Raw genomic sequence first — 24,702 nt, forward strand, 5'->3', positions numbered from 1 at the left:
TTTTTTATTATGGGTAGAGGTACCGTAAAGTTTTTTAATGATTCAAAAGGTTTTGGATTCATTACCGAAGAAGGATCAGGAAAAGAGCATTTTGTACATGTCTCAGGTTTAATTGATGATGTTCGTGAAGGTGATACAGTAGAGTTTGAATTAACTGAAGGCAGAAAAGGATTGAACGCAGTAAACGTAAAAGTAGTATAATATTTTAGATTACCGTATTTCAATTGAAAGCCTATCATTTAGTTGATAGGCTTTTTTTATGTTGAAAAGTTAGTATTTTAGTAGTACAAACCAAAGCTATTTTGAATTCAGACCATAATAACCCCGCCTTTAAAAAACTATTACAAAAACTTCAGGAAGAAAGCTGGCAATTGGAGCTGTTAATATCTGGTTTTGCCATTTTCGGCCTCTTCAGTGCTCAAGAACCAGTTGAATTAATAATTAAAGAGGCACAAAGTAGCGACCTTATGTACCGCGCTCAAGTCTTTCTTTTTTTATGGGTATCAATCTCTATCTTGCTGTTTAATTTATTATTACACGTGATTTTAAGAGGTTTATGGATAGGCGCGTTAGGCTTGAGATATGTGTCAGGAGATATAAATTATGAAGCATTAAAATACAGTCCTAAATTCACGAACTACCTAAAGAAAAAAATAGGTTCTTTTGACAAATACATTGCCTCCCTTGAAAATTACTGTAGCGTTATTTTTGCTATTTCATTTTTGTTAATATTCTATATTTTGGCTTTTGCACTCACCACGTTGGCAATAGCTTTTACTGCAGAATTTTTAATTGAAAATGAGTCATTACCAAAATGGTTACGATTAGGGCTTGGTGTGCCTATTATTATTTTTATAATCTTGGGTATATTACTAACCCTGATAGATTTTATAACTCAAGGCTTTTTAAAAAGAAAGAAATGGATATCTAAGATTTATTTTCCGTTTTATTGGGTGTTTAGTTTTTTAACACTGTCTTTTTTATATCGACCGTTAATCTATAATTTCTTAGACAATAAATTTGGTAAGCGTATTAGTATTATACTGATTCCATTTTATATTTTATTATTAGTTATTACCTCCATTGAACACAGACAGTCTAATTACTTTATTAAATCTAACACTAGAAGTATATCAAAAGAATATTTCGCAAGTAATAATAATTATGAAGATATGCTGATTGAAGATGGAGAGTTTATAAAGATGGTAGCCATTCCATCTAAAGCTATAAAGGAGCCTATTCTTAAAGTATTTATGCCTTTTTCAGATAGGATTGAAGATAGAATGTATGAAAGAAATGAAGGGTTAAAACCAGAGAAGGACGGAAGAGGTCTTAAGTCTAAAATACGATTCGGACGGCAAAATATTGATTTTGGAAGATTGGATAGTCTAAAAAGAGAGTATATAAATACCTTTAATAGCACCTACAGAATTTTTATTGATACGGTTCAATACCCATCAGATTTTATTTTAGGTGAAAGTAATACCGAACAACTAGGCTTTGAAACGTATCTTGATATAAAAAATCTTAATCAAGGACGACATACGCTTACACTTAGAAGAGATTCGTATGGCAAGAAAGATACAACTGAAGTAACTTTTGCAACAGTACCCTTCTGGTATTTTAAAGAATAAATTCTTCTACTGAAGCTGTTTTTCAGGAAAAATGTAATAAAATTATTGCCTTTTTTCTTTTTATGACCTACCTGAAAGTTTTTAACTAATTATTAAAAAAGTACTAAACCCATTTTATCTGCGTTATAAGTGTTTAATTAATAGGTTGTTGTATCAATTTATTAATTATAACCTAACCGAAACCGTACAACCATGAATAATTTAGTTCAAAAGCTAGTAATCCTTATAATTTTTGGTATTTTTTTAAGCTCATGTGTCTCTACAAATTTAATGACGTTGAGTGTTAAGGAGCCACCTCCAGTAATTATACCCAAAGAAATTCAACGTGTAGGAATTATAGATAGAAGTGAATCTTCTGAAGAAAATCAGGCTGCTGATGAAATAGATAAAATCTTATCTGTTGAAGGAAAATTGTTAGATAAAGAAGGCTCAAAAAAAGCAATACTTGGTTTGTATGATGAACTAGATTCAAACAAATCTTTAAAGGATGTTGTCCTTATTGAAAATGAATCTTTAAGAAGCCCTGGAATGGGAATTTTTCCGGCAACATTAAACTGGAAAATAGTTCAAGAATTGTGTGATAAGTATCAGGTAGATGTTTTATATGTACTATCATATTATGATACAGATGCAAAAGCTACTTACAAAGCAACTCCGGGTTCACAAGAGACCCCTCTTGGTGTTGACCTACCGTTGATAGAGCATCAAGTAACAATTTCTACAATTGTAAAAACAGGATGGCGTATCTATGACCCCTCTGTAAAAGTTATTCATGATGAGTTTACTATCAACAGACAACTTACTTCTAAAGGTAAAGGACTGAATCCTATAAAGGCTTTAAAAGCTGTTATAGGTAGAAAAGAGGCAGTTATAGAAGCAAGTAATACTATAGGCCATAAAATAGGTAGAAGAATAGTACCGTACTGGAGACGTGTATCACGAGACTATTTTGTAAGAGGTACAGATAATTTTAAAGTAGCACAAAGAAGAGCACAAGCTGGTGATTGGGATGGCGCTGCAGAATTATGGAACCAGGAAACAGAAAATGCCGATGCCAAAATTGCTGGAAGAGCATATTACAATATGGCTATTATTAATGAAATTAATGGCGATTTAGAAACTGCTGTTGATTGGGCATCAAAGTCGTATGCCGATTATAACACCAAAATAGGGTTACGTTATTCAAAAATTTTAAGGAATAGAATCAGAAAGAGAAGTATCTTAAAGCAAAGTAACTGATAAACAAACCAAATTCGGTTTTTAAGTTGCTGAGAATAGCAAGAGATTCCTTAAATTGCTTGTTCAACTAACCTCTTTATGACGGCAATGACCCCTAGGTTTACAGCCCTTGATGTTTTTCGAGGCTTGACTATTTGCTTTATGATTGTAGTGAATACGCCAGGTAATTACGCTACGACCTATGCTCCTTTACTACATGCCGATTGGCATGGTTTTACACCTACTGATCTAGTGTTTCCTTCATTTCTATTTGCTGTTGGAAATGCTATGAGTTTTGTACAAAAAAAGTGGCAACATAAAACCAATGCGCAAATTCTTAAGAAAATATTTAAGCGCACGTTTCTAATTTTTTTACTTGGTTTTTTAATGTATTGGTACCCGTTTGTGCGCGTTGACAGCTTAAATAATATTACCGCATTTCCAATTAGCGAAACACGAATTTTAGGTGTTTTGCAACGGATAGCACTTTGCTATTTGGCCGCATCACTTATGATTTTATACCTGAAACCAAGAATGATACTCATCCTTAGTGGTATTTTATTAGTAGGTTATTGGGCTTTATTGTATGTTTTTGGAGATACAGGGCAAGAGTTGACATTATCTGGAAATGCTGCTTTAAAACTAGACCGCTGGATCATGGGTGAAAATCACATGTATAAAGGTGAAGGTATTGCCTTTGACCCAGAAGGATGGTTAAGTACATTACCTGCAATAGTAAATGTTATTGGAGGTTATTTTGCAGGTGTATGGATTCAGAAGAAAGGAAGCTCGTATGAAAGTCTGGCTAAATTATTGTTAGCTGGATTTGCCTTCATATTTATTGGATATCTATGGGATATGAGCTTTCCGATTAATAAGAAATTATGGACTAGTAGTTTTGTAATTCTAACCATTGGTTTAGACCTAATTTTGATCGCTGCTTTTATGTATATCATTGATTATTTTAAAAATAATAAATGGACCAATTTTTTTGAAATAGTAGGTAAAAATCCCCTATTTATTTATCTACTTAGTGAAATTTTATTAATAAGCATGCTTACCATACATATGTCTGATGGCACCACATTGTTTTCATGGATATATGATCACTTTTTTGTACATGCTGGAGCCTATTTTGGCTCATTCCTTTACGCCATTACATTTATGTTATTATGTTGGAGCGTAGGATGGTGGTTAGATAAAAAGAAAATCTATATTCGAGTTTAACAGGTTTTTCCTATCCCATATAAATAGTCTGGTATTTAAACAGGTGTCTGTTAAAACTTTCTGTAAGTAGTTCCTAAATATTGATTTGCTTCTTTCTCTGCAAACTCAGCAGTTTTATTATTCCAATGAAGCGTTTGATTAGGAAAGCGCCCGGCAATTACACCTAACAAAATGGTTTCTGTGAGTCGCGCTGCATACGAAAAGGGTGCCGTACATTCATCTTTCCCTAAACAGGCATCAATAAACTGATGGTAATGTTTTGGACCTTCAGAAGCATAATCTCGTATAGGTTTCCCCATATTATTTACCTTTTCAACTTCCATAATTTCATTCGATATATCAACATATTCACCATCAACAATTTTTCTGGGTAGCTCCATAAAATGGGGTAATAACAGACGTCCTTTTTCACCTATAAACATGGCTCCTTGCTCAGGCAAGACACCTTCTTTAGTAATTTTAGTCTCCAAAGAAATTTTACCTTTAACCGTACCTTCTTTTTCTGCTGACTTTTCTATTTCTGATGTGGCATTAGGGAGTTCTAAATCTTTATGTTTTTTTGGAGCACCAGGCCCATCATACCATACCCACTTTAAGGTTTCAGTTGTATATTTAGTTCCAGGAAACTCATAGGTAACTATGTTGTTTTCAGGATATCCAAACCCATTGGGTTCTCTACATTCATTTTTTATGGTCATTGGCACATCTAAAGCTAGTGCATTATAAGGTGTATCAAAAATATGTACACCCATGTCACCCAAGGTTCCACAGCCATAATCCATTAATTTACGCCAGTTCCCGGGGTGATATATATCCTTTTTATATGGACGCTCAGCCGCAGTACCTAGCCAGAGATTCCAATCAAGATTTTCAGGAATAGGATCGTTTCCTTCAGGTGCAGGGCCGTCATAACCCCAATTTTTTGGTGACCATGCTCTCACCGTATGTACCTTTCCTATTATACCCGATTGAATAAGCAAAGTGGCTAGTTTGTAATCGTAAAAAGAGTGCACCTGAATACCCATTTGGGTAATAAGGTTCTTGGTGGCAGCTAATTTATTCATCTCTCGTGCCTCAGTCACATGATGCGTTAATGGTTTTTGGCAATAAACGTGTTTGTTCATATTCATTGCCATTAATGAAGCAGGAGCATGTGTATGGTCGGGAGTAGATACAATTACGGCATCTATTTCATTGCCCATTTCTTTGAGCATTACTCTATAATCAGTATATGTTTTTGCATTAGGGTGTAGTTCTTTTGCTTTTGTCAAATAACTACTATCAACATCACATAGCGCCACTACATCAACTTTTTTATGCGATGAAATATCGCGAAGGTCTTCACTCCCCATATTGCCCACACCGATATGTGCTGTACGCACACGTTGAAGAGGAATAGTATTGGTTGCTTTTCCTTCTTCATTAAACGACATTAAGAACGAAGGAATTATCGCAGTTGATGAAGCAAGAATGGCTGATTTTTTTAAAAACTCTCTTTTCTTCATGACGTATTATAGTTTTCTAATTTTAATATTTCTGAACCATATAGGACTTGCATGGTCTTGTAAGCCTATATATCCTTTTTTAAACTTACCATAATCCGGGCTGTTTTTCCATTTGTCAGAGTTCTTTTTTTTATGCCATTCCTCATCCCATGGAACAAACGATAACACCATTTTTCCGTTGAGCCAATGTTCAACTTTTTCTGGTGTAAACACAATTTTTGTGCTGTTCCACTCACCAATAGGATTCAAAACTTTATCTTCACTTGCAGGATGCATTGCATAATCAGAACCTGTTTTTTGCAAAGGTTTAAGTTCTTCAGGTTTTTCTGTATAGCCTAAACTTTTATTGTACTCTGTTAAATCATGTATTTTTGCATAATTAAAATCATCTATTAATTGGTATTCAGGTGAAGTTACATAAGGAGCATCGTACCCTTCTTTAACATGATAAAAAATACCACTATTTCCACCTTTGGGTAATTTCCATTCAAGGTATAGCTCAAAATTATCAAATTCTTCAAGAGCGTAAATAATATCTTTCCCTCCTTCATAGTTTTGCTCAAGGCCTAGTTTCGTATCAAAAGTTAGCTCGCCATTCTTAGCAATCCAACCTGGAGGTAAGGAATCACCGTTATACGCTCTCCATCCTTTGGTGGTAGCACCGTCAAAAAGTGAAATCCAGTCAGAGGTTTCTTCAACTATACTTTCCATATCTTTAGGGTCTTCATTTTTTATTTTCTCCTTACATGAAAGCAATGCAATTGAAAAAACTAGAAGCATAAATAAACTACGCATCGTACCCATTTTAATATTAAAATTTGTCATTATAGCTCTTTTAAGTATATATTACGCCATCGTACTTTAATACCACCACCATCGTGAATCTGTAATGCAATGCCTCCTTCACCTTTTCCTATTTTTTCATCAGATATGCGTACCATTTCCACATCATTTAACCAAGTGGTCACTTCATCACCTTGAACCTTTATTTTCATGGTATTCCATTCCCCCATTTTTAAAGCTTTATCTTTTTCCGGGTCAGGCTTAATTAGCCACCCTCTTCCATAAGACTCATAAATACCCCCACTATCTTTTCCTGGAGGTGCCACTTCTACTTGCCACCCACTAACTTTCGTGCCATCTACCGTTGACCTAAAAAACACACCGCTATTACCATCAGCTTCTTGCTTAAACTCAAGTGTAAGTATAAAGTCTTTATAATGTTTATCAGTTCCTAAATATCCATATTGGGCATCAGGGCCGCTCTCGCAAATAAGTTCTCCATTTTCTACATACCATTTTTCAGTACCATAGTTAGTCCAACCATCAAGATTTTTTCCGTTAAAAAGTGATATCTCTTTTTGAGCTGAACAGGTTATACATAGAAAGAATAGAATAAAAGAAAGAACAGAACTAATTTTTTGATTTGATATTGAAAACACACTCATATTTTATTAGATTTTGAAGTAACAGTTTTAAAGATACATAACTATAAGTTTGAGTATGAATAATTTCGACAAATGACGTTAAATTGAATTCAAAAGGCATCGTTGAAGATGCTATAAACATTTAAATATAAAGCTAATTTTCTTTTGTTAACTTTAAGCTCTGTAAATCTTAAACCATGCGAAACTTATTATTTTTATGCTTTTTTCTTATTGCAATGGCAATTCAATCTCAAGAAAAATCAACCTTTAAAAACCTTGATGTTTTTGAATTAGAATGGGCACAGAACCCTCAAATTTCTCCAGATGGAACCAAAATTGTCTACCAACGAAGCGGATTTGACATTATGAATGACAAGCGTACTTCTCGTTTGTGGGTCATGAATTCCAGTGGTCAAGATCACACTAAATTAACTAGTAATGACGTCAATGAGTCAAATGCAACTTGGTCTCCTGATGGCAGGCGTATAGCATTTACCAGTAGTACCAGACAGGGTTCAGAGATTTTTGTGTACTGGCTCAATACCAATAAGATTGCACGCTTAACGCAATTGGAGAAATCACCTAGTGGGTTGACTTGGTCTCCTGATGGGAGGCATATTGCTTTTACGATGAAAGTAGAGAGTAAACAGCCATCACTTGTCAAACCTCCAAAAAAGCCTAAAGGAGCTAAATGGGCGGATCACCCGAGAGTGACTACAAGGTTGAAATATGAAGCAGATGGTTCTGGGTATACCAAACCAGGATTCAGACATCTTTTCATCATTAATGCTGAAGGAGGTTCTGCAAGGCAGATTTCCAGTGGAGATAAAAATTATGGAGTACCACAATGGTCAAAAGATGGTAAGTCGCTATTTTTTAATGGTAATCATAACGAAAATTGGGAATATGAAACCAGAAATTCTGAAATCTATACTATAAATATTGCTACAGGAAAAGTAACAGCATTAACTGATAGGGATGGTCCTGATTATGGACTAGAGGTTGCTCCAAATGGAAAGCAAATAGCTTATCTAGGCTATGATGATAAAATACAGGCCTATCAGGTAAATAAGATCTACTTAATGAATACTGATGGTTCTAATAAACAAATGATCAGTACCAATTTAGACCGTAGTAAATCAAATTTAAAATGGAGTAAAGACGGTAAGGGTTTATATTTTACCTATGATGATAAAGGCAATACCAAAATAGGATATGTTGCACATAGTGGAAAGGTAACAAAAATTGCCGATGATTTGGGAGGCACTTCTATAGGTCGCCCTTATGGAGGAGGCTCTTATTCAATTTCTAATACTGGGAAGATAACATATACGTATTCCACACCCTATCACCCAGCAGAAATAGCCATTATTTCAAAAGGACAAAAACCAACAATAATTTCAAGATTGAATGAAGATATTTTAGCCTATCGTACCCTAGGAAAAACAGAAGAGATTTGGTATGATTCCTCAATCGATGGTAATAAAATACAAGGTTGGATTGTCTATCCGCCTGATTTTGATGCATCAAAAAAATACCCTTTATTGGTAGAAAACCATGGAGGTCCTATTTCTAATTATGGCGACCGGTTTTCACCGGAAATTCAATTGTATGCAGCAGCGGGGTATGTGGTTTTTTATCCAAATCCTCGTGGTAGTACAGGTTATGGAGAAAAATTTGCAAATCTACTGTATCATAATTATCCTGGTGAAGATTATAATGACGTTATGGATGGTGTTGATGCTGTTATTGCCAAAGGATTTATAGATACTGATGAGTTGTATGTTACCGGAGGTAGTGCAGGTGGTATTATGACGGCGTGGATGATTGGTAAGAACAATAGATTTAAGGCCGCTGCGGTGGTAAAACCGGTAATGAACTGGATTAGCAAAACCCTAAGTGCAGATAACTATTTTTATTATGCCGATTATAGATATCCGGGGCAACCCTGGGAAAATTTTGAAACCTATTGGAAATTCTCACCCATTTCACTGGTTGGAAATATTAAAACCCCAACCCTGGTTATGGTAGGCACTGCTGATTTGCGTACACCACTATCTGAAGCGAAGCAGTTATACGGTGCTTTAAAAATTAGAAAAATTCCTACGGCATTGGTTGAAATACCGGGAGCATCTCATGGCATAGCCAGACGCCCAAGTCAATTAATTACCAAAGTAGATCATGTGTTAGCCTGGTTTGAAAAATATAGAAGTAAATAAAGCTTCTTTATGAATAAACTAGTAATTATAGGTAATGGTTTTGATTTAGCTCATGGTTTACCAACATCTTATAAGGATTTCCTTAATCATTTTTGGAGAAATTTACAGTCTAGTTTTGAGGATGATTTAATTAAGGACTTTGTCTATTTAAAATCTGGACATGATTTCTTTAATTATAGAAAGCCAACAAATAATTATAACGATTTTATTGATAACGTAATTGAGTATGCAAATGAAAATGGTTATATTTATAATGAAGCTAAAATTGATTTGCATACTTACTCCTCTCGATTTCATCCAATTTTTAAATTTAATAACGAGTTTTTTAAACAAATCAACAATAGAAATTCTATTCATAATTGGGTTGATATTGAAAGTGAATATTATAAAGAATTAAAGAAGATAGTCAAAGATAATTCTGAAGCAGAACAGAAAATTTCTAAAGCTAAAGAGTTAAATAATGAGTTCAATTCTATAAAAGAATTATTCGAAAAATATTTGATAAGTGAAGTTATTGAAGGTTTCAGTTTTAATCAAATAGAAAACCATAAACATTATTATGATACTTATAAAATTTTAATTCCAAATCTATCTTCTGATTTTTTGAACTTAAATAGTGAAAATGTAAAAAAGTACATTAGAGAGTTTTCATTTAAGAAAGATAGAGACTCAATAGAAAATTATGTGTCTAACTCAACAGATTTAGAAAACTTTCAATCTTATTTGCTTTCATTTAACTATACTCCAACAATAAGTGTACACAATTTTTTCTTAAATGAACAAAGGAAATATAAGATTAGTATTAATTATATACATGGCAAAGTAGGTGACGTAAATAATCCGATAAATTTTGGGTTTGGAGATGAAACAGATGAAGATTATAAGCTTATTGAAAACATAAATGAAAATGAATTTTTAAAAAATTTTAAATCATTTCGATATTCTCAAACTATAAATTATGACAATTTACTATCCTTTGTGGAGAGTGATGCATTTCAAGTAGTAATAGCCGGACACTCTTGCGGTGTATCAGATAGAGTATTGTTAAATACGATTTTTGAACACGAAAACTGTAGATCAATAAAAGTCTATTATTATGAGCAAGAAAATGGAGATGATAATTATACTGATATTGTTCAAAATATTTCACGACACTTTAATGATAAGAAATTAATGAGAAGAAAAATTGTTAGTAAGCAATATTGTGAACCGTTATCTCAAAAAATAGGATTTAAAAAGATTGAGGATCAATGAAAACTTATATTTGTTTATTACGCGGTATTAATGTTAGTGGCCAAAAGAAAATTAAAATGATAGAACTAAAAGCTTCTTTTGAAGCTTTGGGTTTTACTGACGTTGTGACCTATATACAAAGCGGCAATATTGTCTTTAAGTCCGAAAAAAGTGATATAAAAGAATTGCAAGATAACATTCATCAAATGCTGTTGAATAATTATGGCTTCGAGGTTACCGTTATTGTACTAACTCCACCAGAGGTAAAATACGCCTTTGCTAATAATCCTTTTGAGAAGGATGCTTCTAAAGATCCTAAAAAGTTTTATGTAGTGTTTTTACAAGAAGTACCGCTACAGGAAAATATTGATGTTTTGGCTACCTATGATTATAGCCCAGAAGAATATGTTTTAGATAAAAAACTTATTTATTTTTATGCTGCCAATGGAGCTCATAAGGCAAAGATGAGTAATAATTTTTTTGAAAATAAATTGAAGGTAAAGGCTTCTACCAGAAATTGGCGGACAACGAATAAACTGGTTGAGCTTTCAAGTTGACATTTGTCATTCCCGTGAAAACGGGAATCCAGAAATAGGTTATAATGGATTCCTGCCTCCGCAGGAATGACAGTTTAATCATAAATATTATTGAGGGTTTTATCTATGTCTTCAAATTCAAATTCAAATCCTGCCTCTTTAATTTTATCGTTTTTTAAATACTGACTTTCTAAAGTAATGGCAGCCATCTCACCGAATAACAACTTCATGGCAAATTTGGGCACATTAGGTAAAAAGATAGATTTATCTAAGCTTTTCGCAAGTGTTTTTGTTAATTCTTGATTGGTTACAGGGTTTGAGGCCACACCGTTGTAAATACCTTCAAGGTTATTTCCCAATACATATAAAAACATGTTTGCCAAGTCTTTAATATGAATCCATGATTGCCATTGTGCACCGCTACCAATGGCAGCACCAATGCCTTGATTGATAGGTTTGGCCATTTCTACCAAGGCACCACCTTGATCAGATAACACAATACCTATACGTATTTTACTAATAGAGACCCCCAGCTTTTCTATGATGTCTGTTTCCTCTTCCCAAGCATTAACTACTTTACCTAAAAAACCAGAGTTTACTTCTGTTTCAGTTTCAATATATTTTCGTGTGAGTGATGAAGGGTAAATACCCAACGCAGAAGCGCAACAAAACTGATCAACTTGATGCTCATTTTGATAAAGTAGTTTATACAGTGTTTGAACAGAGTTTATTCTACTCTTTAAAATTTCTTTTTTGTAGCTACTCGTCCATCGTTTAGAGATCGTAGCTCCCGCTAAATTGATGATCTTTGTCACCCCTCTAAGGCAATCTCCATCTATTTCTCCGGTTTCAGGATTCCAGTAAAAACCTTTGTAATTATCCTTTTTTAAAATTTTATGCTTGCTGGTAGAGAGGTAATGAATGGTATGACCTTTTACCAATGCCTGTTTTACAATCTCAGAACCTATTAATCCGGTAGCTCCTGTAATCAGTAGATGCATCTCAAAAGAATTTACTCATAATAGATTCAGCATTCATCCATAAATAAATGGCAATAAGCAATAATATGAGTAGAAATAACGACCTCTTATTATTGGGCTTTTTTCGTTTTCTGAGGCGTCGGAATTCCATACAAAACTTAATTTTGGTATTACAAAAATACGGATTATCCTATTGCTAATTTAAGTATCTTTGTCCTCTTATTTTAAGGGATGAAGAACATTCGTAATTTTTGCATTATTGCGCATATTGACCACGGCAAAAGTACCTTGGCAGATAGATTGTTGGAGTATACAGGTACCATTACTGATCGTGAAAAGCAAGATCAATTGCTAGACGATATGGATCTGGAGCGGGAACGTGGTATTACCATAAAATCACATGCCATTCAAATGGATTATGAATACGAAGATGAACAATATACCTTAAACTTGATTGACACTCCTGGTCACGTAGATTTCTCATACGAAGTATCACGTTCTATTGCCGCTTGCGAAGGTGCTTTATTGATAGTAGATGCGGCGCAAAGTATTCAGGCGCAGACCATTTCTAATTTATATTTGGCTTTAGAAAATGATTTAGAGATTATCCCTGTGTTGAATAAAGTGGACTTGCCTAGTGCCAATCCTGAAGAAGTAACTGACGATATTGTTGATTTATTAGGGTGTGATCCTGAAGAGGTAATTCCCGCTAGTGGAAAAACGGGTTTTGGCGTTGAGGCTATTTTAAAAGCCATTATTGAGCGTGTTCCTGCTCCAAAAGGAAATGCTGAAGAGCCCTTGCAAGCTTTGATTTTTGACTCTGTTTATAATTCGTACCGTGGAGTGGAAACCTACTTTAGAGTGATGAACGGTGAGATCAAAAAAGGGCAACAGATCAAGTTTATGGCTACAAGCAACACTTATTTTGCAGATGAAATAGGCACTCTAAAATTAAAGCAAGAGCCTAAGCAAATTATAAAAACTGGCGACGTAGGGTATTTAATTACAGGTATTAAAGCGGCCAGTGAGGTAAAAGTGGGTGACACCATTACAGATGCAAAAACACCTACTCAGAGTGCCATTGAAGGATTTGAAGATGTAAAACCTATGGTTTTTGCTGGGATTTATCCTGTTGATACTGAGGATTATGAAGAGCTCCGAAACTCTATGGAGAAATTGCAATTAAACGATGCTTCTTTAGTTTTTCAACCTGAGAGTTCGGCGGCTTTAGGTTTTGGTTTTCGTTGTGGGTTTTTGGGAATGTTGCACTTAGAGATCATCCAGGAGCGTTTAGAGCGTGAGTTTGACATGACTGTTATTACAACAGTGCCAAACGTATCATATCATGCTTACACCAATAAAGAACCTGGTGATGTTATTTTGGTGAATAACCCAAGTGACCTTCCTGACCCTTCAAAATTAAATCGCGTAGAAGAACCTTATATCAAAGCATCTATTATTACCAAATCAGACTTTGTGGGTCCGGTAATGAGCTTATGCATTGAAAAGCGTGGAGAAATTACGAATCAAACATATCTGACCACTGAGCGTGTAGAATTAAATTTTGATATGCCATTGGCAGAGATTGTTTTTGATTTTTATGACAGATTGAAAACAGTATCAAAAGGGTATGCATCATTTGATTATTCACCTATTGGTATGCGCTCCTCAAAATTGGTAAAAGTAGATGTACTGTTAAATAGCCAGAACGTAGATGCTTTATCTGCACTCTTACATGCCGATAATGCCTATACCATTGGTAAGAAGATGTGCGAAAAATTAAAAGAATTGATTCCGCGTCAACAATTTGATATTCCTATTCAGGCAGCGATTGGTGCAAAAATAATTTCTCGTGAAACGGTAAAAGCGCTACGTAAAGATGTGACTGCTAAATGTTACGGTGGTGATATTTCCCGTAAACGTAAATTATTAGAAAAACAGAAAAAAGGTAAGAAACGTATGCGTCAGGTTGGTAATGTAGAAATACCACAACAGGCATTTATGGCTGTATTGAAGTTGAATGATTAAAATTCAACGTAACGAAAACGTTTGCTTAAAAATAATGACGATTTAATATCTTACGTCAAATCATTTTGTAAATTTATAGGACTTTTAATCGTATATGCTGATGAAAGTCCTTTTTTATACCCGAGAATTCCCTCCCTATGTTTATGGCGGCGCTGGTGTGCACGTAGAATATCTTGCAGCTGAACTAACTAAATTGATGCAGGTAGAAGTGCGCAGTTTTGGTGATCAAGATGTTCAAGGTGAGAACCTATCTGTGAAAGGATACCCATATGATATTTCTGATTTTGATTGGGTTGATGATAAACTAAAAGCGGTTTTCAAAACTCTGAATACTGGTATTCAAATGCAAAAAGATGCTATTGATGCTGATGTAGTACACTGTCATACCTGGTATGCGCAGTTTGCCGGAATAGTATCAAAATTATGTTATGGTATTCCTTTAGTAGTAACCACACATTCCTTAGAACCATTGCGCCCATGGAAACGTGAGCAGTTAGGCAGAGGGTATGATGCTTCATCATGGGTTGAAAAAACGGCCATAGAAATGGCAGATGCGGTAATTGCTGTATCTAACGAAACTAAAGATGATGTATTGACACATTTTGATGTTGATCCTGATAAGGTAAAAGTCATTTATAATGGCATCAATCTAGAAGAATATCAGTCAACAACAGAGGATAGTGCCTTAAAAAAATACAATATTGACCCTTCAAAACCTTTTGTGCTATTTGTTGGGAGGATTACACGCCAAAAAGGAATTATTCACTTGGTAAATGCCATTAAATATATTCATCCGGAAACCCAGATAGTACTTTGTGCTGGTGCGCCGGATACTGATGAGATCGCCAAAGAAATGGAAGCTAGTGTAAACGCTGCCAAACAATCCAGAGATAATATTATATGGATTTCTGACATGCTTCCTAAAGAAGAGGTAATTCAGTTATATTCACATGCTGCCGTGTTTTGCTGCCCTTCAATCTACGAGCCTTTTGGTATTATCAATATAGAGGCCATGGCCTGCAATACAGCGGTGGTTGCAAGTGCTGTGGGTGGCATTAAAGAGGTAGTTCTTGATGGTCAAACGGGTATTTTAGTGCCTTTAGAGCAACAGCAGAAAGCTCCTTTTGAACCGGTAGATCCAGATCAATTTTCAAGAGATATGGCTTTAGGCATTAACACATTAATTGAAGATAGTAAATTAAGAGATATGATGGCTGCAAAAGGAAGAAAACGAGTTGAAGATTATTTTGACTGGAAAGCCATAGCAAAACAAGTAGAACAATTATATAGCACACTCATTAGTCATGGTAAATAGTAAAGTTTTAGCAATTATATTAGGTGGTGGTCAAGGTTCTAGACTATACCCACTTACAAAAGACAGGTCCAAACCTGCGGTGCCTATAGCAGGAAAATATAGACTGGTTGATATACCAATTTCTAACTGTATCAATTCAGACATAAAACGGATGTATGTATTGACGCAATTCAACTCTGCCTCACTCAATAAGCATATTAAAAACACCTATCATTTTAGTTTTTTTAGTACTGCTTTTGTTGATGTATTAGCGGCAGAACAAACACCTGAAAATAAGGGGTGGTTTCAAGGAACTGCTGATGCTGTGCGTCAAAGTATGCATCATTTTTTGCGTCATGATTTTGATTATGCTTTGATTCTCTCAGGAGACCAACTATACCAGATGGACTATAATGAAATGCTAAATGCCCATGTAGAAAGTAAGGCAGAGATTAGTATCGCTACACTGCCTGTGGCTGAAAAAGAAGCTACAGCATTTGGAATATTGAAAACAGGTGATGATAATTTTATTTCTTCATTTATAGAGAAGCCAGAAAAAGAACTCTTACCGGAGTGGACTTCTGAGGTAAGTCAGGAAATGAAAAATCAAGGACGAAATCATTTAGCATCTATGGGTATTTATCTTTTTAATAAAGACCTGTTGGTTAAGCTAATGAAAAAGAAAGATACCAATGATTTTGGTAAAGAAATCATTCCTCAGTCCATCGAAAAACATAAGGTTATGAGCTATCCTTATGAAGGGTATTGGACAGATATAGGAAATATTGATTCTTTTTTTGAAGCAAATATTGGTTTAACCGATAATATTCCTGATTTTGATCTGTATAGTAAGGCCAGAAGAATCTATACGCGTGCCCGTATGTTACCCACATCAAAAATTTCAGGTACTACCTTGGTTAAAACGGTCATAGGAGAAGGATGTATAGTGAGTGCTGCAAAAATAGAACGATCGGTCATAGGTATTCGTTCACGTATAGGACATGAGTCCACTATCATTAATACATATATGATGGGTAGTGATTACTATGAGACTTTAGAACAAATTGAAAAAGATCAAATTGATATTTTAATGGGTATTGGTGAACGCTGCTTTATAAAAAATGCTATTATAGATAAAAACTGTAGAATTGGTGATGATGTTAGAATTAATGGTGGACCTAGACTTAAAGAGGAAGAGACTGATTTATATATGGTGAAAAATGGCATTGTGGTCATTAAAAAAGGCGTAACAATTCCCCATGGGTTTGTTATCTAAATGCTTATTTTACCTTTATCGATAGTGTTTCTTATAGGTTGCATCAATTTTTCTTAATTTTAAATCTTTCAACTAAAAAAACCTGATCTCAATGTTCGATCAAAGAAGAGTCGTTATTGACTATGTTTCGCCTCAAATAAATGGCGGCGAAGTTTTTATTAAACGTGTTATAAATGAAATAGTTAATGTAGATGCCCATATTGTTGTTGATGGTCATGATGTCATTGCTGCTTCAGTATTATATAAACATGAGAAAGAGCGAAAATGGAATGAATCACGGATGCAATTGATAGAAAATGATGAATGGAAATCTTCTTTTATCGTTGAGAAACAAGGTTTTTACACGTATAAAGTTGAAACTTGGGTTGATCATCCGTTAAATTGGCAGCATGGCATTGAACGAAAAATTGATGATGATCAGCATGTAAAATCTGAATTGTTAGAAGGTATTACTTATTTAAAACCACTCCTAAAAAAAGTAGGTAAAGAAGATAAAGGTTATCTGGAACATTGCATTGCTATTTTTGATGATGAATCTAAATATGAAGAAGCCATTCAAGAGTCTACAAGTGAGCGATTGCATAATATCTTTGTAAGTTATCCTGACAAATTTTTAGCGAATACGTCTCAAGATTTTCAAGTGTATGTTGACCGAAAAAAAGCTAGGTTTAGTACCTGGTATGAATTTTTCCCCAGATCAACTTCAGAAACTGAAGGAAGGCATGGTACATTTAAAGATTGTCATCGTCTATTACCAAGAATAGCTGAAATGGGTTTTGATGTATTGTACCTGCCACCTATTCATCCTATTGGAGAAGTGAATAGAAAAGGAAAGAACAACACTACCGAAGCTTTTGAAGGAGATGTTGGTTCCACCTGGGGCATAGGCTCTCAGTTTGGCGGACATAAAGATATTCATCCACGGTTAGGAAGCTTAGATGATTTTAAAGCACTAGTTCAAGATGCTAAAAATCAAGGTATAGAAGTGGCTATGGATTATGCCTTACAGGCCGCACCTGACCATCCTTGGGTTAAGGAACATCCAGAATGGTTTAAATGGCGGCCAGATGGTACGGTGCAATATGCAGAGAACCCCCCGAAAAAATATCAGGATATTCTCCCAATTTACTGGGAAGGAACAGACCATAAAAATCTATGGAAAGAATGTCTGGATATTTTATTGTATTGGATTGATTGTGGTATTACCACTTTTAGAGTAGATAACCCACATACCAAGCCATATTATTTCTGGCATTGGGTAATTGCTGAGGTGAAGAAAAAACATCCTGATGTTATATTTTTAGCAGAGGCATTTACAAAACCTAAAGTAATGGCACGTTTGGCCAAAGAGGGTTATACGCAATCATATACATATTTTACTTGGCGCGATACTAAACATGAACTGATTCAGTATATTAATGACTTAACGCAGACTGATCAAAAAGAATATATGCGCCCTAACTTCTGGCCAAATACACCAGATATTAACCCATATCATTTACAAGGAGCCAATGAAGCTAAATACATTCAGCGTTATGTTTTAGCGGCAACATTGAGCTCAAATATTGGCATCTATGGACCTGTTTTTGAACAAATGATCAATGATGCCATCCCCGGAAAGGAAGAATACTTGAATTCTGAAAAATTTCAGCTATCCCATTACGATTGGTTTGTTCAAAATAAGTTAACCACCATTATCACAAAAGTAAACCGTATTCGTCATGAGCAGGAGGCCTTGCAGCAAACAAACAATATTCAATTTTGCCATGTAGAAAATGATCAATTATTGGCATTTTATAAATGGAATCAAGAAAGAACAAATGAGGTGTTGGTAATTGTAAATCTTGATCCATATTATATGCAGCAAGGGCATGTGCAGTTACCTTTGCAAGACTTAAACATTGAGCAAGGTCATAAGATACAAGTTAATGATTTGGTAACAGGGAGTAGTTACAACTGGTATGATGAATGGAACTTTATAGAATTACCACCGGCATTACCATTTCATATTTTCAAGATCAATAAGTAAGTATGGGTAAAAAGAGCACGAAAACACCACTAAAATCATACAATTTTGATAGCTCTTGGGAAGAGCTATTAGAAAATGAAGCTTTTGTCAAAGCTTTTTTATCTGATGTGCTTGAAGATTATATCATTAGGCAACGCTGGTATGGCGGTAAAGCCAGTAAAATGAAATATGTTGAGCTGTCTGAATATTTTAAGATACAACAGCATGGTGAGGTCTATTATGGGTTGATTCTTGAGGTGAATTTTGTGGAGGCTTTTTACCAACATTACTTTTTACCGATTGCCTTTGTTTCTGATGAGACCTTTGCTAAAGAAGATAGAATACTGCCTATAAGTATCAAAGATCAGGAAGGATTTATCATAGATGCAGTAAACCTTGAAGCCTTTAGAAAGTTGGTGTTTGAACGTATTGCCACGGCATTACCTAATGATAGAACACGTGTACAATATCATAAAAGTGATCTTTTTCATAATGTTGCATATGAGTCTTCCAGGTTTATGGGACTTGAACAAAGCAATACCTCTATTGTATATAATGAGAAATATGTACTGAAATTCTTTAGACGCATTTATGCGGATAAGAATCCAGACTATGAAATGAGTCGATTCTTATCTGAAAAAAAAGAGTTTAAAAATACACCGGCTTACCTAGGAAGTGTAAATATCGTAGACTCTGAAAATATCAATATTACAATTGGGTTAATGCAAGAAATGGTAGCAAATGAAGGTGATGCTTGGGATTATATGCTCAAAGAACTGCATAAGGTTTTTATGAATATTGAATATAAGAGAATTGATATTCATGGCTTACCAGAAACAAATTTATTTTCGCGATTGAGCATTCAAGATGTACCACCCGAGTTAATAGATTGGGTAGGGTTAAACCTCTTTCTGAAGGTTCAAAAACTTGCTTTACGAACCGCAGAAATGCATGTTGCTTTAGGTAGCGAATTTGAAGAAACTGCATTTACACCAACACATTTTAATGGTGATTATGAGGTTTGGTTAAAGAACCGTCTTTTATATCAATTTCAAAATAGACTTAACACCGTCGAAAATAATCTTCATAAACTAGATGGGCTTGCTTTAGAATTGGCAAATCAACTCTTAGAACAGAAAAACGAAATTAGAAAGCGTTTTGTTGATTTTAATTGGACAAAGCTTAAAGGAGAACGTATAAGAGTACATGGTGATTATCACTTAGGACAGGTATTGGTAAAAGATGACGATTTTTATATTCTTGACTTTGAAGGTGAGCCAGAAAGTACCATTCGTGATCGTAAAGTCAAACAGCCACCACTAAAGGATGTGGCCGGATTGTTTAGAAGTTTTCATTATGCTATTTATGCAACCATTTTTAATCACATAGAAGATTATGAATCCTCCCAAGAGGATTTATTTAAGGCAGGTGAGCTATTGTATACGTATTTTATAGGCGTGTTTTTAGGTTCATACATGATAGAAATTAAGAATGCAAACCTTAATATAGGTTACAGGCAAGAGCGTATCTTTTTATTAAAATATTCATTGCTTGAAAAAGCAGTATATGAATTGGGTTATGAACTTAATTCACGCCCTTTATGGGCCGTTATCCCTTTAAAGGGCATTTCTAACATTATCAATCATTCATAATTTATGGCAAGCGTACTACCACATAGTCTTTTTACAGATTTTGATATTAATTTATTTAAAGCAGGAAAACATTATCGCTTGTATGAAAAATTTGGGTCACATATCATGACCTTAGATGGAATTGGAGGCACATACTTTGCAGTATGGGCTCCTAGTGCTAAGACAGTCTCTGTGATTGGAGATTTTAATTATTGGATTGAAGGCGAGCATGCTTTAAATGTACGATGGGATGCCAGTGGTATCTGGGAAGGTTTTATACCCCATGTAGGAAAGGGAACGGTTTATAAATATAAGATACAAAGCCATAATAATGACATAAAGACAGAGAAAGCTGATCCGTATGCCAGAAGAGCTGAGCACCCGCCAAATACGGCTTCCATTGTTTGGGATGATGAAAATTATAAGTGGAAGGATTCTAAATGGATGAAAAAAAGGAAAAAACACAATGCTATTGATTCACCGTTTTCAGTATATGAAGTTCATTTAGGATCATGGAAGCGACATGTAGAGGAAGATAGATTTTTATCTTATTATGAATTAGCAGACGAATTGGTGAACTATGTAAAGGATATGAATTTTACACATGTTGAACTAATGCCAGTAATGGAATATCCGTTTGATCCTAGTTGGGGATATCAATTAACAGGATATTTTGCACCTACATCAAGATTTGGTTATCCTGAAGAGTTTAAATATTTGGTAGATACGTTACATCAAAATGATATAGGAATTATTTTAGATTGGGTGCCTTCGCATTTTCCTGAAGATGCACATGGTCTAGGTTTTTTTGATGGATCTCATTTATATGAGCACCCAGATAAACGTAAAGGTTACCACCCTGACTGGAAGAGTTTGATTTTTAACTACGGACGTAATGAGGTAAAATCATTTTTAATTAGTAATGCTATTTTTTGGTTAGATCAATATCATGCTGATGGATTGCGAGTTGATGCTGTGGCTTCAATGTTGTTTTTAGATTATTCACGAGAAGATGGTGAATGGGAACCCAATCAATTTGGAGGTAGAGAGAATTTGGATGCTATTGCTTTTATGAAAGAAATGAATGAAGCAGTTTATAGTAGTTTTTCAGATGTGCAGACTATTGCCGAGGAGTCAACCTCATTCCCAATGGTGTCTAAACCTACTTTTATTGGAGGACTTGGTTTTGGTATGAAATGGATGATGGGTTGGATGCATGATACACTGCAATATTTTTCTAAAGAACCCATCTATAGAAAGCATCATCAAAATGACCTGACATTTTCAATGACATACGCTTTTACAGAAAATTTTATGCTACCCTTGAGTCATGATGAAGTAGTATACGGTAAAAGATCAATATTAGGAAGAATGCCTGGTGATGAATGGCAACGCTTTGCCAATCTTAGATTGTTATATAGCTATATGTTTACGCACCCGGGTACCAATTTGTTATTTCAAGGTGCCGAATTTGGGCAATCAGAAGAATGGAATTTTCAAGGAAGCTTAGACTGGCACTTATTGCAATATAAAGTGCATAAAGGAGTACAAACACTAATCAAAGATCTGAATACACTTTACAAAAAGGAGCCTGCTTTATCTGAAAAACAATTTTCTGCAGAAGGTTTTGAGTGGATAGAACATAATGATGCTGAAAACTCAACATTGGTATATATTCGTAAGGGTAATGATCCTGAAAATGATTTAATAGTGGCTTGTAATATGACTCCAATACCCAGAGAAAACTATAGAGTCGGTCTTCCGCGAAAGGGAAAACTGAAGGAAATTTTTAATAGCGATTTGAAAAAATATGCTGGAAGTGGTGAGTATAAAAATAAGGCATTTACCACAGAAGAAAAAGAATGGCATTATAGAAATCAATCTGCAGAGATTACTATACCACCTCTCGGAATGATAGCTTTTAAGTATGCAAAGTGAAATATATTACCGTTTCAGTAGGTGTGCTAATACTTATTTCATTACTATATCGTTTTCGTTAAAATTTATTAATACTCAATCTTTTGATTAACTAAACTTTTCCGTTTTTTTGTTGATCTATCTGTAAAAGAATCAATTAATGATAACCAATACCGAATTAGAAAAAAAAGGAAATCAATTTCCAACTAAAATTATTGATTTTAAAAAAGATGTAGATAGACTCTATTTTTATACAGAAAATGATGTAGTACTACAACTAACGGTTATAAGAGATAGTTTACTACGTTTTAGATATACTACTACCGGAAATTTCAAGAAAGATTTCTCATATGCCATCACTAAATATGCTAATAGTGGTTATAATTATTTAGAGATAAAGGAGGAAAAGAGTTACTATAGTGTTATTACCAAAAAATTAATCTGCAATATCTCTAAGACAGATTTAAAAGTTTCTATTTATGATGCCATAGATAATACTTTAATTAATCAGGATGAGTCTGGTTTTCATTGGGAGGAAAGTTATGAGTTTGGTGGTGATATTGTAAAAATGAGCAAAATTTCTCATGATGGGGAGAGCTATTATGGTCTTGGTGATAAGCCGGTTCATTTAAATTTAAAAGGGAAGCGACTAGAAAATTGGGTAACTGATTCATATGCCTATGGTCGTGGTACGGATCCATTATATAAGACCATTCCCTTTTATACAGGTTTACATCACAAAAAAGCATATGGTATTTTCTTTGATAATACATTTAGATCATTTTTTGATTTTGCCAGTGAGCGTAGACATGTAACCAGTTTTTGGGCGCAAGGAGGTGAGATGAACTACTATTTTATCTATGGTCCTAAGGTAGAAGACGTAGTGGTAAGTTATACTGACTTAACAGGACGCCCACATCAATTACCACCATTATGGGCATTGGGTTATCACCAATGTAAGTGGAGTTATTATCCAGAAAGTAAGGTAAAAGAAGTTACCTCAAATTTTAGGAAGTTAAATATACCATGTGATGCTATTTATTTAGACATTGATTATATGGAAGGGTTCAGGTGTTTTACCTGGAGCAAGGAATATTTTCCGAATCCTAAAAAAATGGTCAAAGAGCTATCAGATGATGGTTTTAAAACAGTAGTGATTATCGATCCGGGTATTAAAGTAGATAAAAATTATTCTGTTTATCAGGAAGGAATAAAAAATGACTATTTCTGTAAACGCGCTGACGGCCCTTATATGAAAGGTAAAGTATGGCCAGGAGAGTGTTACTTTCCTGATTTTACCAGACCCGATGTTCGTGAATGGTGGTCAGGTTTGTTTAAAGAACTTATAGAAGATATTGGTGTAAAAGGCGTATGGAATGATATGAATGAGCCTGCTGTGATGGAAGTGCCTAATAAGACCTTTCCGGATGATGTTCGTCATGATTATGAAGGAAACCCTAGCAGTCATAGAAAGGCACATAATGTGTATGGTATGCAGATGGCAAGAGCTACATATCATGGGCTAAAGAAATTTGCATATCCTAAACGACCATTTGTCATTACTAGAGCCGCATATTCTGGTACACAACGATATACATCAACATGGACAGGAGACAATGTTGCTACCTGGGAGCATTTATGGATTGCTAATGTACAAGCACAGCGTTTAGCTATGTCTGGTTTTTCATTTGCAGGAAGTGATATTGGTGGATTTGCAGAACAGCCAGATGGAGAATTATATACCCGATGGATTCAACTAGGTGTGTTTCACCCATTTTGTAGAACACATTCTTCAGGAGATCATGGTGATCAAGAACCTTGGTCATTTGGAAAAGATGTAACAGATATTGTACGTAAATTCATCGAACTTAGATATCAGTTATTACCATATTTGTATACTACGTTTTGGCAATATCAAAGTGAAGGAATTCCAATGTTAAAATCTTTGGTAATGTATGATCAAGAAGATGTACAAACGCACTTCAGAACGGATGAGTTTATGTTTGGAGATAAAATATTGGTATGCCCAATTAATGAACCAAACTCAAAAGGAAGGCGTATGTACATACCAAGAGGTAAATGGTATAGCCATTGGGATGATACTATAGTAGAAGGAGGTAAAGAAATGTGGGTAGATGCTGATCTTGACTCAATGCCTATTTATATTAAAGCAGGAGCTATTATCCCTAAATATCCTGTGCAACAATACATTGGTGAAAAAACAATTGATGAGTTAACTTTAGATGTATATTATACGCAAGGAAAAGAGCAATCACAGTTATTTGATGACGCTCATGATGGTTATGACTATACAAAAGGAAGGTATAGTTTCCGCTCATTTAAGTTAACAGGAAAATCTAAAGAACTTATTATTCAACAACATAAGGAAGGTAAGTTTATTACGGAATATGAAAGCTTTAAATTAACAATTCATGGCTTGCCGTTTGACATAAAAGAGATTCAGTTAGATAATGAAATTATACCATTAAAGCATGTGAAAAAGAATGGTACGCATACCATGACCGTAAAGAAAGATTTTACAGAAATTCACATTATAGGGAAGAAATAA

The 24,702-nt window shown here is 34.6% G+C and carries 18 protein-coding genes; 14 read left to right on the forward strand and 4 right to left on the reverse strand.

Translation table 11 applies throughout. The annotated features are described in order from the left end of the window. Positions 1 to 9: 9 nt before the first annotated feature. The 4 genes from AC1EU5_RS01905 (at position 10) to AC1EU5_RS01920 (ending at position 4,079) form a co-directional block, all read left to right on the forward strand. Positions 10 to 201 carry a cold-shock protein gene (locus AC1EU5_RS01905; protein WP_480190655.1) on the forward strand — a complete coding sequence of 64 codons (192 nt, stop codon included), beginning with the start codon at positions 10 to 12 and terminating at the stop codon, positions 199 to 201. 101 nt (positions 202 to 302) lie between these two features. Further along, the gene (locus AC1EU5_RS01910) at positions 303 to 1,634 is read left to right on the forward strand and encodes a hypothetical protein (RefSeq protein ID WP_480190656.1); all 1,332 of its coding nucleotides are present in this window, start codon (positions 303 to 305) and stop codon (positions 1,632 to 1,634) included. A gap of 192 nt (positions 1,635 to 1,826) precedes the next feature. Beyond that, a complete protein-coding gene (locus AC1EU5_RS01915) occupies positions 1,827 to 2,873 on the forward strand; it encodes a DUF6340 family protein (protein WP_480190657.1) in 1,047 nt (348 codons plus the stop codon). A 78-nt stretch (positions 2,874 to 2,951) separates the two neighbouring features. Beyond that, the gene (locus AC1EU5_RS01920) at positions 2,952 to 4,079 is read left to right on the forward strand and encodes an acyltransferase family protein (protein ID WP_480190658.1); all 1,128 of its coding nucleotides are present in this window, start codon (positions 2,952 to 2,954) and stop codon (positions 4,077 to 4,079) included. Between the two features lie 50 nt (positions 4,080 to 4,129). On the opposite strand, the gene AC1EU5_RS01925 is transcribed toward AC1EU5_RS01920, so the two are convergent. The 3 genes from AC1EU5_RS01925 to AC1EU5_RS01935 are packed head-to-tail and all read right to left on the reverse strand — an operon-like array spanning position 4,130 to position 7,032. Further along, positions 4,130 to 5,584, reverse strand: a complete 1,455-nt coding sequence (locus tag AC1EU5_RS01925; RefSeq protein ID WP_480190659.1) for a Gfo/Idh/MocA family protein — start codon at positions 5,582 to 5,584, stop codon at positions 4,130 to 4,132. A 6-nt stretch (positions 5,585 to 5,590) separates the two neighbouring features. After that, positions 5,591 to 6,409: a 3-keto-disaccharide hydrolase gene (locus AC1EU5_RS01930; protein ID WP_480190660.1), complete on the reverse strand. Its 819-nt coding sequence runs from the start codon at positions 6,407 to 6,409 to the stop codon at positions 5,591 to 5,593. Beyond that, a complete protein-coding gene (locus tag AC1EU5_RS01935; RefSeq protein WP_480190661.1) occupies positions 6,409 to 7,032 on the reverse strand; it encodes a 3-keto-disaccharide hydrolase in 624 nt (207 codons plus the stop codon). The genes AC1EU5_RS01930 and AC1EU5_RS01935 overlap by 1 nt, the downstream gene beginning before the upstream one ends. 176 nt (positions 7,033 to 7,208) lie before the next feature. Between AC1EU5_RS01935 and AC1EU5_RS01940 the strand changes: the two genes are divergently transcribed. From AC1EU5_RS01940 to AC1EU5_RS01950, 3 genes are read left to right on the forward strand one after another with little or no spacing between them, the layout of a single operon-like run. After that, the gene (locus AC1EU5_RS01940; protein ID WP_480190662.1) at positions 7,209 to 9,230 is read left to right on the forward strand and encodes a S9 family peptidase; all 2,022 of its coding nucleotides are present in this window, start codon (positions 7,209 to 7,211) and stop codon (positions 9,228 to 9,230) included. Positions 9,231 to 9,239: 9 nt separating this feature from the next. Further along, complete coding sequence (locus AC1EU5_RS01945; protein ID WP_480190663.1) at positions 9,240 to 10,484, forward strand: AbiH family protein; 1,245 nt, start codon at positions 9,240 to 9,242, stop codon at positions 10,482 to 10,484. After that, complete coding sequence (locus AC1EU5_RS01950) at positions 10,481 to 11,020, forward strand: DUF1697 domain-containing protein (protein ID WP_480190664.1); 540 nt, start codon at positions 10,481 to 10,483, stop codon at positions 11,018 to 11,020. Before AC1EU5_RS01945 ends, AC1EU5_RS01950 begins: the two co-directional genes overlap by 4 nt. A gap of 74 nt (positions 11,021 to 11,094) precedes the next feature. Here the strand turns inward: AC1EU5_RS01950 and AC1EU5_RS01955 are convergent, their stop codons facing one another. Then, positions 11,095 to 12,000, reverse strand: a complete 906-nt coding sequence (locus tag AC1EU5_RS01955) for a TIGR01777 family oxidoreductase (RefSeq protein WP_480190665.1) — start codon at positions 11,998 to 12,000, stop codon at positions 11,095 to 11,097. A 210-nt stretch (positions 12,001 to 12,210) separates the two neighbouring features. Here AC1EU5_RS01955 and lepA point away from each other — a divergent pair, with 210 nt between their 5' ends. The 7 genes from lepA to AC1EU5_RS01990 all read left to right on the forward strand — a co-directional run bounded on the left by lepA (position 12,211) and on the right by AC1EU5_RS01990 (position 24,702). After that, complete coding sequence (gene lepA / locus AC1EU5_RS01960; protein ID WP_480190666.1) at positions 12,211 to 14,007, forward strand: translation elongation factor 4; 1,797 nt, start codon at positions 12,211 to 12,213, stop codon at positions 14,005 to 14,007. A 100-nt stretch (positions 14,008 to 14,107) separates the two neighbouring features. Beyond that, the gene (gene glgA / locus AC1EU5_RS01965; RefSeq protein WP_480190667.1) at positions 14,108 to 15,322 is read left to right on the forward strand and encodes a glycogen synthase; all 1,215 of its coding nucleotides are present in this window, start codon (positions 14,108 to 14,110) and stop codon (positions 15,320 to 15,322) included. Continuing rightward, positions 15,312 to 16,577 (forward strand): glucose-1-phosphate adenylyltransferase, encoded by a 1,266-nt coding sequence (locus AC1EU5_RS01970; protein WP_480190668.1) that lies wholly within the window; start codon positions 15,312 to 15,314, stop codon positions 16,575 to 16,577. Before glgA ends, AC1EU5_RS01970 begins: the two co-directional genes overlap by 11 nt. A gap of 91 nt (positions 16,578 to 16,668) precedes the next feature. Beyond that, entirely contained in the window at positions 16,669 to 18,606 is a 1,938-nt protein-coding gene (locus AC1EU5_RS01975; protein WP_480190669.1) for an alpha-1,4-glucan--maltose-1-phosphate maltosyltransferase, read from the forward strand. Positions 18,607 to 18,608: 2 nt separating this feature from the next. Then, complete coding sequence (locus AC1EU5_RS01980) at positions 18,609 to 20,237, forward strand: trehalose synthase (RefSeq protein ID WP_480190670.1); 1,629 nt, start codon at positions 18,609 to 18,611, stop codon at positions 20,235 to 20,237. Positions 20,238 to 20,240: 3 nt separating this feature from the next. Then, on the forward strand, positions 20,241 to 22,154 hold the full coding sequence (gene glgB, locus AC1EU5_RS01985; RefSeq protein WP_480190671.1) for a 1,4-alpha-glucan branching protein GlgB: 1,914 nt from the start codon (positions 20,241 to 20,243) through the stop codon (positions 22,152 to 22,154). A 139-nt stretch (positions 22,155 to 22,293) separates the two neighbouring features. Continuing rightward, on the forward strand, positions 22,294 to 24,702 hold the full coding sequence (locus AC1EU5_RS01990; RefSeq protein WP_480190672.1) for a glycoside hydrolase family 31 protein: 2,409 nt from the start codon (positions 22,294 to 22,296) through the stop codon (positions 24,700 to 24,702).

The organism is Maritimimonas sp. 2405UD52-3, from assembly GCF_056591715.1.

Excerpts from the sequence above, each read along its gene's own strand:
- AC1EU5_RS01975 (WP_480190669.1), top strand. The coding sequence starts at position 16,669 with ATGTTCGATCAAAGAAGAGTCGTTATTGACTATGTTTCGCCTCAAATA.
- glgB (WP_480190671.1), top strand. The coding sequence starts at position 20,241 with ATGGCAAGCGTACTACCACATAGTCTTTTTACAGATTTTGATATTAAT.
- glgA (WP_480190667.1), top strand. The coding sequence starts at position 14,108 with ATGAAAGTCCTTTTTTATACCCGAGAATTCCCTCCCTATGTTTATGGC.
- AC1EU5_RS01945 (WP_480190663.1), top strand. The coding sequence starts at position 9,240 with ATGAATAAACTAGTAATTATAGGTAATGGTTTTGATTTAGCTCATGGT.
- AC1EU5_RS01990 (WP_480190672.1), top strand. The coding sequence starts at position 22,294 with ATGATAACCAATACCGAATTAGAAAAAAAAGGAAATCAATTTCCAACT.
- AC1EU5_RS01950 (WP_480190664.1), top strand. The coding sequence starts at position 10,481 with ATGAAAACTTATATTTGTTTATTACGCGGTATTAATGTTAGTGGCCAA.
- lepA (WP_480190666.1), top strand. The coding sequence starts at position 12,211 with ATGAAGAACATTCGTAATTTTTGCATTATTGCGCATATTGACCACGGC.
- AC1EU5_RS01925 (WP_480190659.1), bottom strand. The coding sequence starts at position 5,584 with ATGAAGAAAAGAGAGTTTTTAAAAAAATCAGCCATTCTTGCTTCATCA.
- AC1EU5_RS01905 (WP_480190655.1), top strand. The coding sequence starts at position 10 with ATGGGTAGAGGTACCGTAAAGTTTTTTAATGATTCAAAAGGTTTTGGA.
- AC1EU5_RS01955 (WP_480190665.1), bottom strand. The coding sequence starts at position 12,000 with ATGCATCTACTGATTACAGGAGCTACCGGATTAATAGGTTCTGAGATT.
- AC1EU5_RS01970 (WP_480190668.1), top strand. The coding sequence starts at position 15,312 with ATGGTAAATAGTAAAGTTTTAGCAATTATATTAGGTGGTGGTCAAGGT.
- AC1EU5_RS01920 (WP_480190658.1), top strand. The coding sequence starts at position 2,952 with ATGACGGCAATGACCCCTAGGTTTACAGCCCTTGATGTTTTTCGAGGC.
- AC1EU5_RS01935 (WP_480190661.1), bottom strand. The coding sequence starts at position 7,032 with ATGAGTGTGTTTTCAATATCAAATCAAAAAATTAGTTCTGTTCTTTCT.
- AC1EU5_RS01930 (WP_480190660.1), bottom strand. The coding sequence starts at position 6,409 with ATGACAAATTTTAATATTAAAATGGGTACGATGCGTAGTTTATTTATG.
- AC1EU5_RS01940 (WP_480190662.1), top strand. The coding sequence starts at position 7,209 with ATGCGAAACTTATTATTTTTATGCTTTTTTCTTATTGCAATGGCAATT.
- AC1EU5_RS01915 (WP_480190657.1), top strand. The coding sequence starts at position 1,827 with ATGAATAATTTAGTTCAAAAGCTAGTAATCCTTATAATTTTTGGTATT.
- AC1EU5_RS01980 (WP_480190670.1), top strand. The coding sequence starts at position 18,609 with ATGGGTAAAAAGAGCACGAAAACACCACTAAAATCATACAATTTTGAT.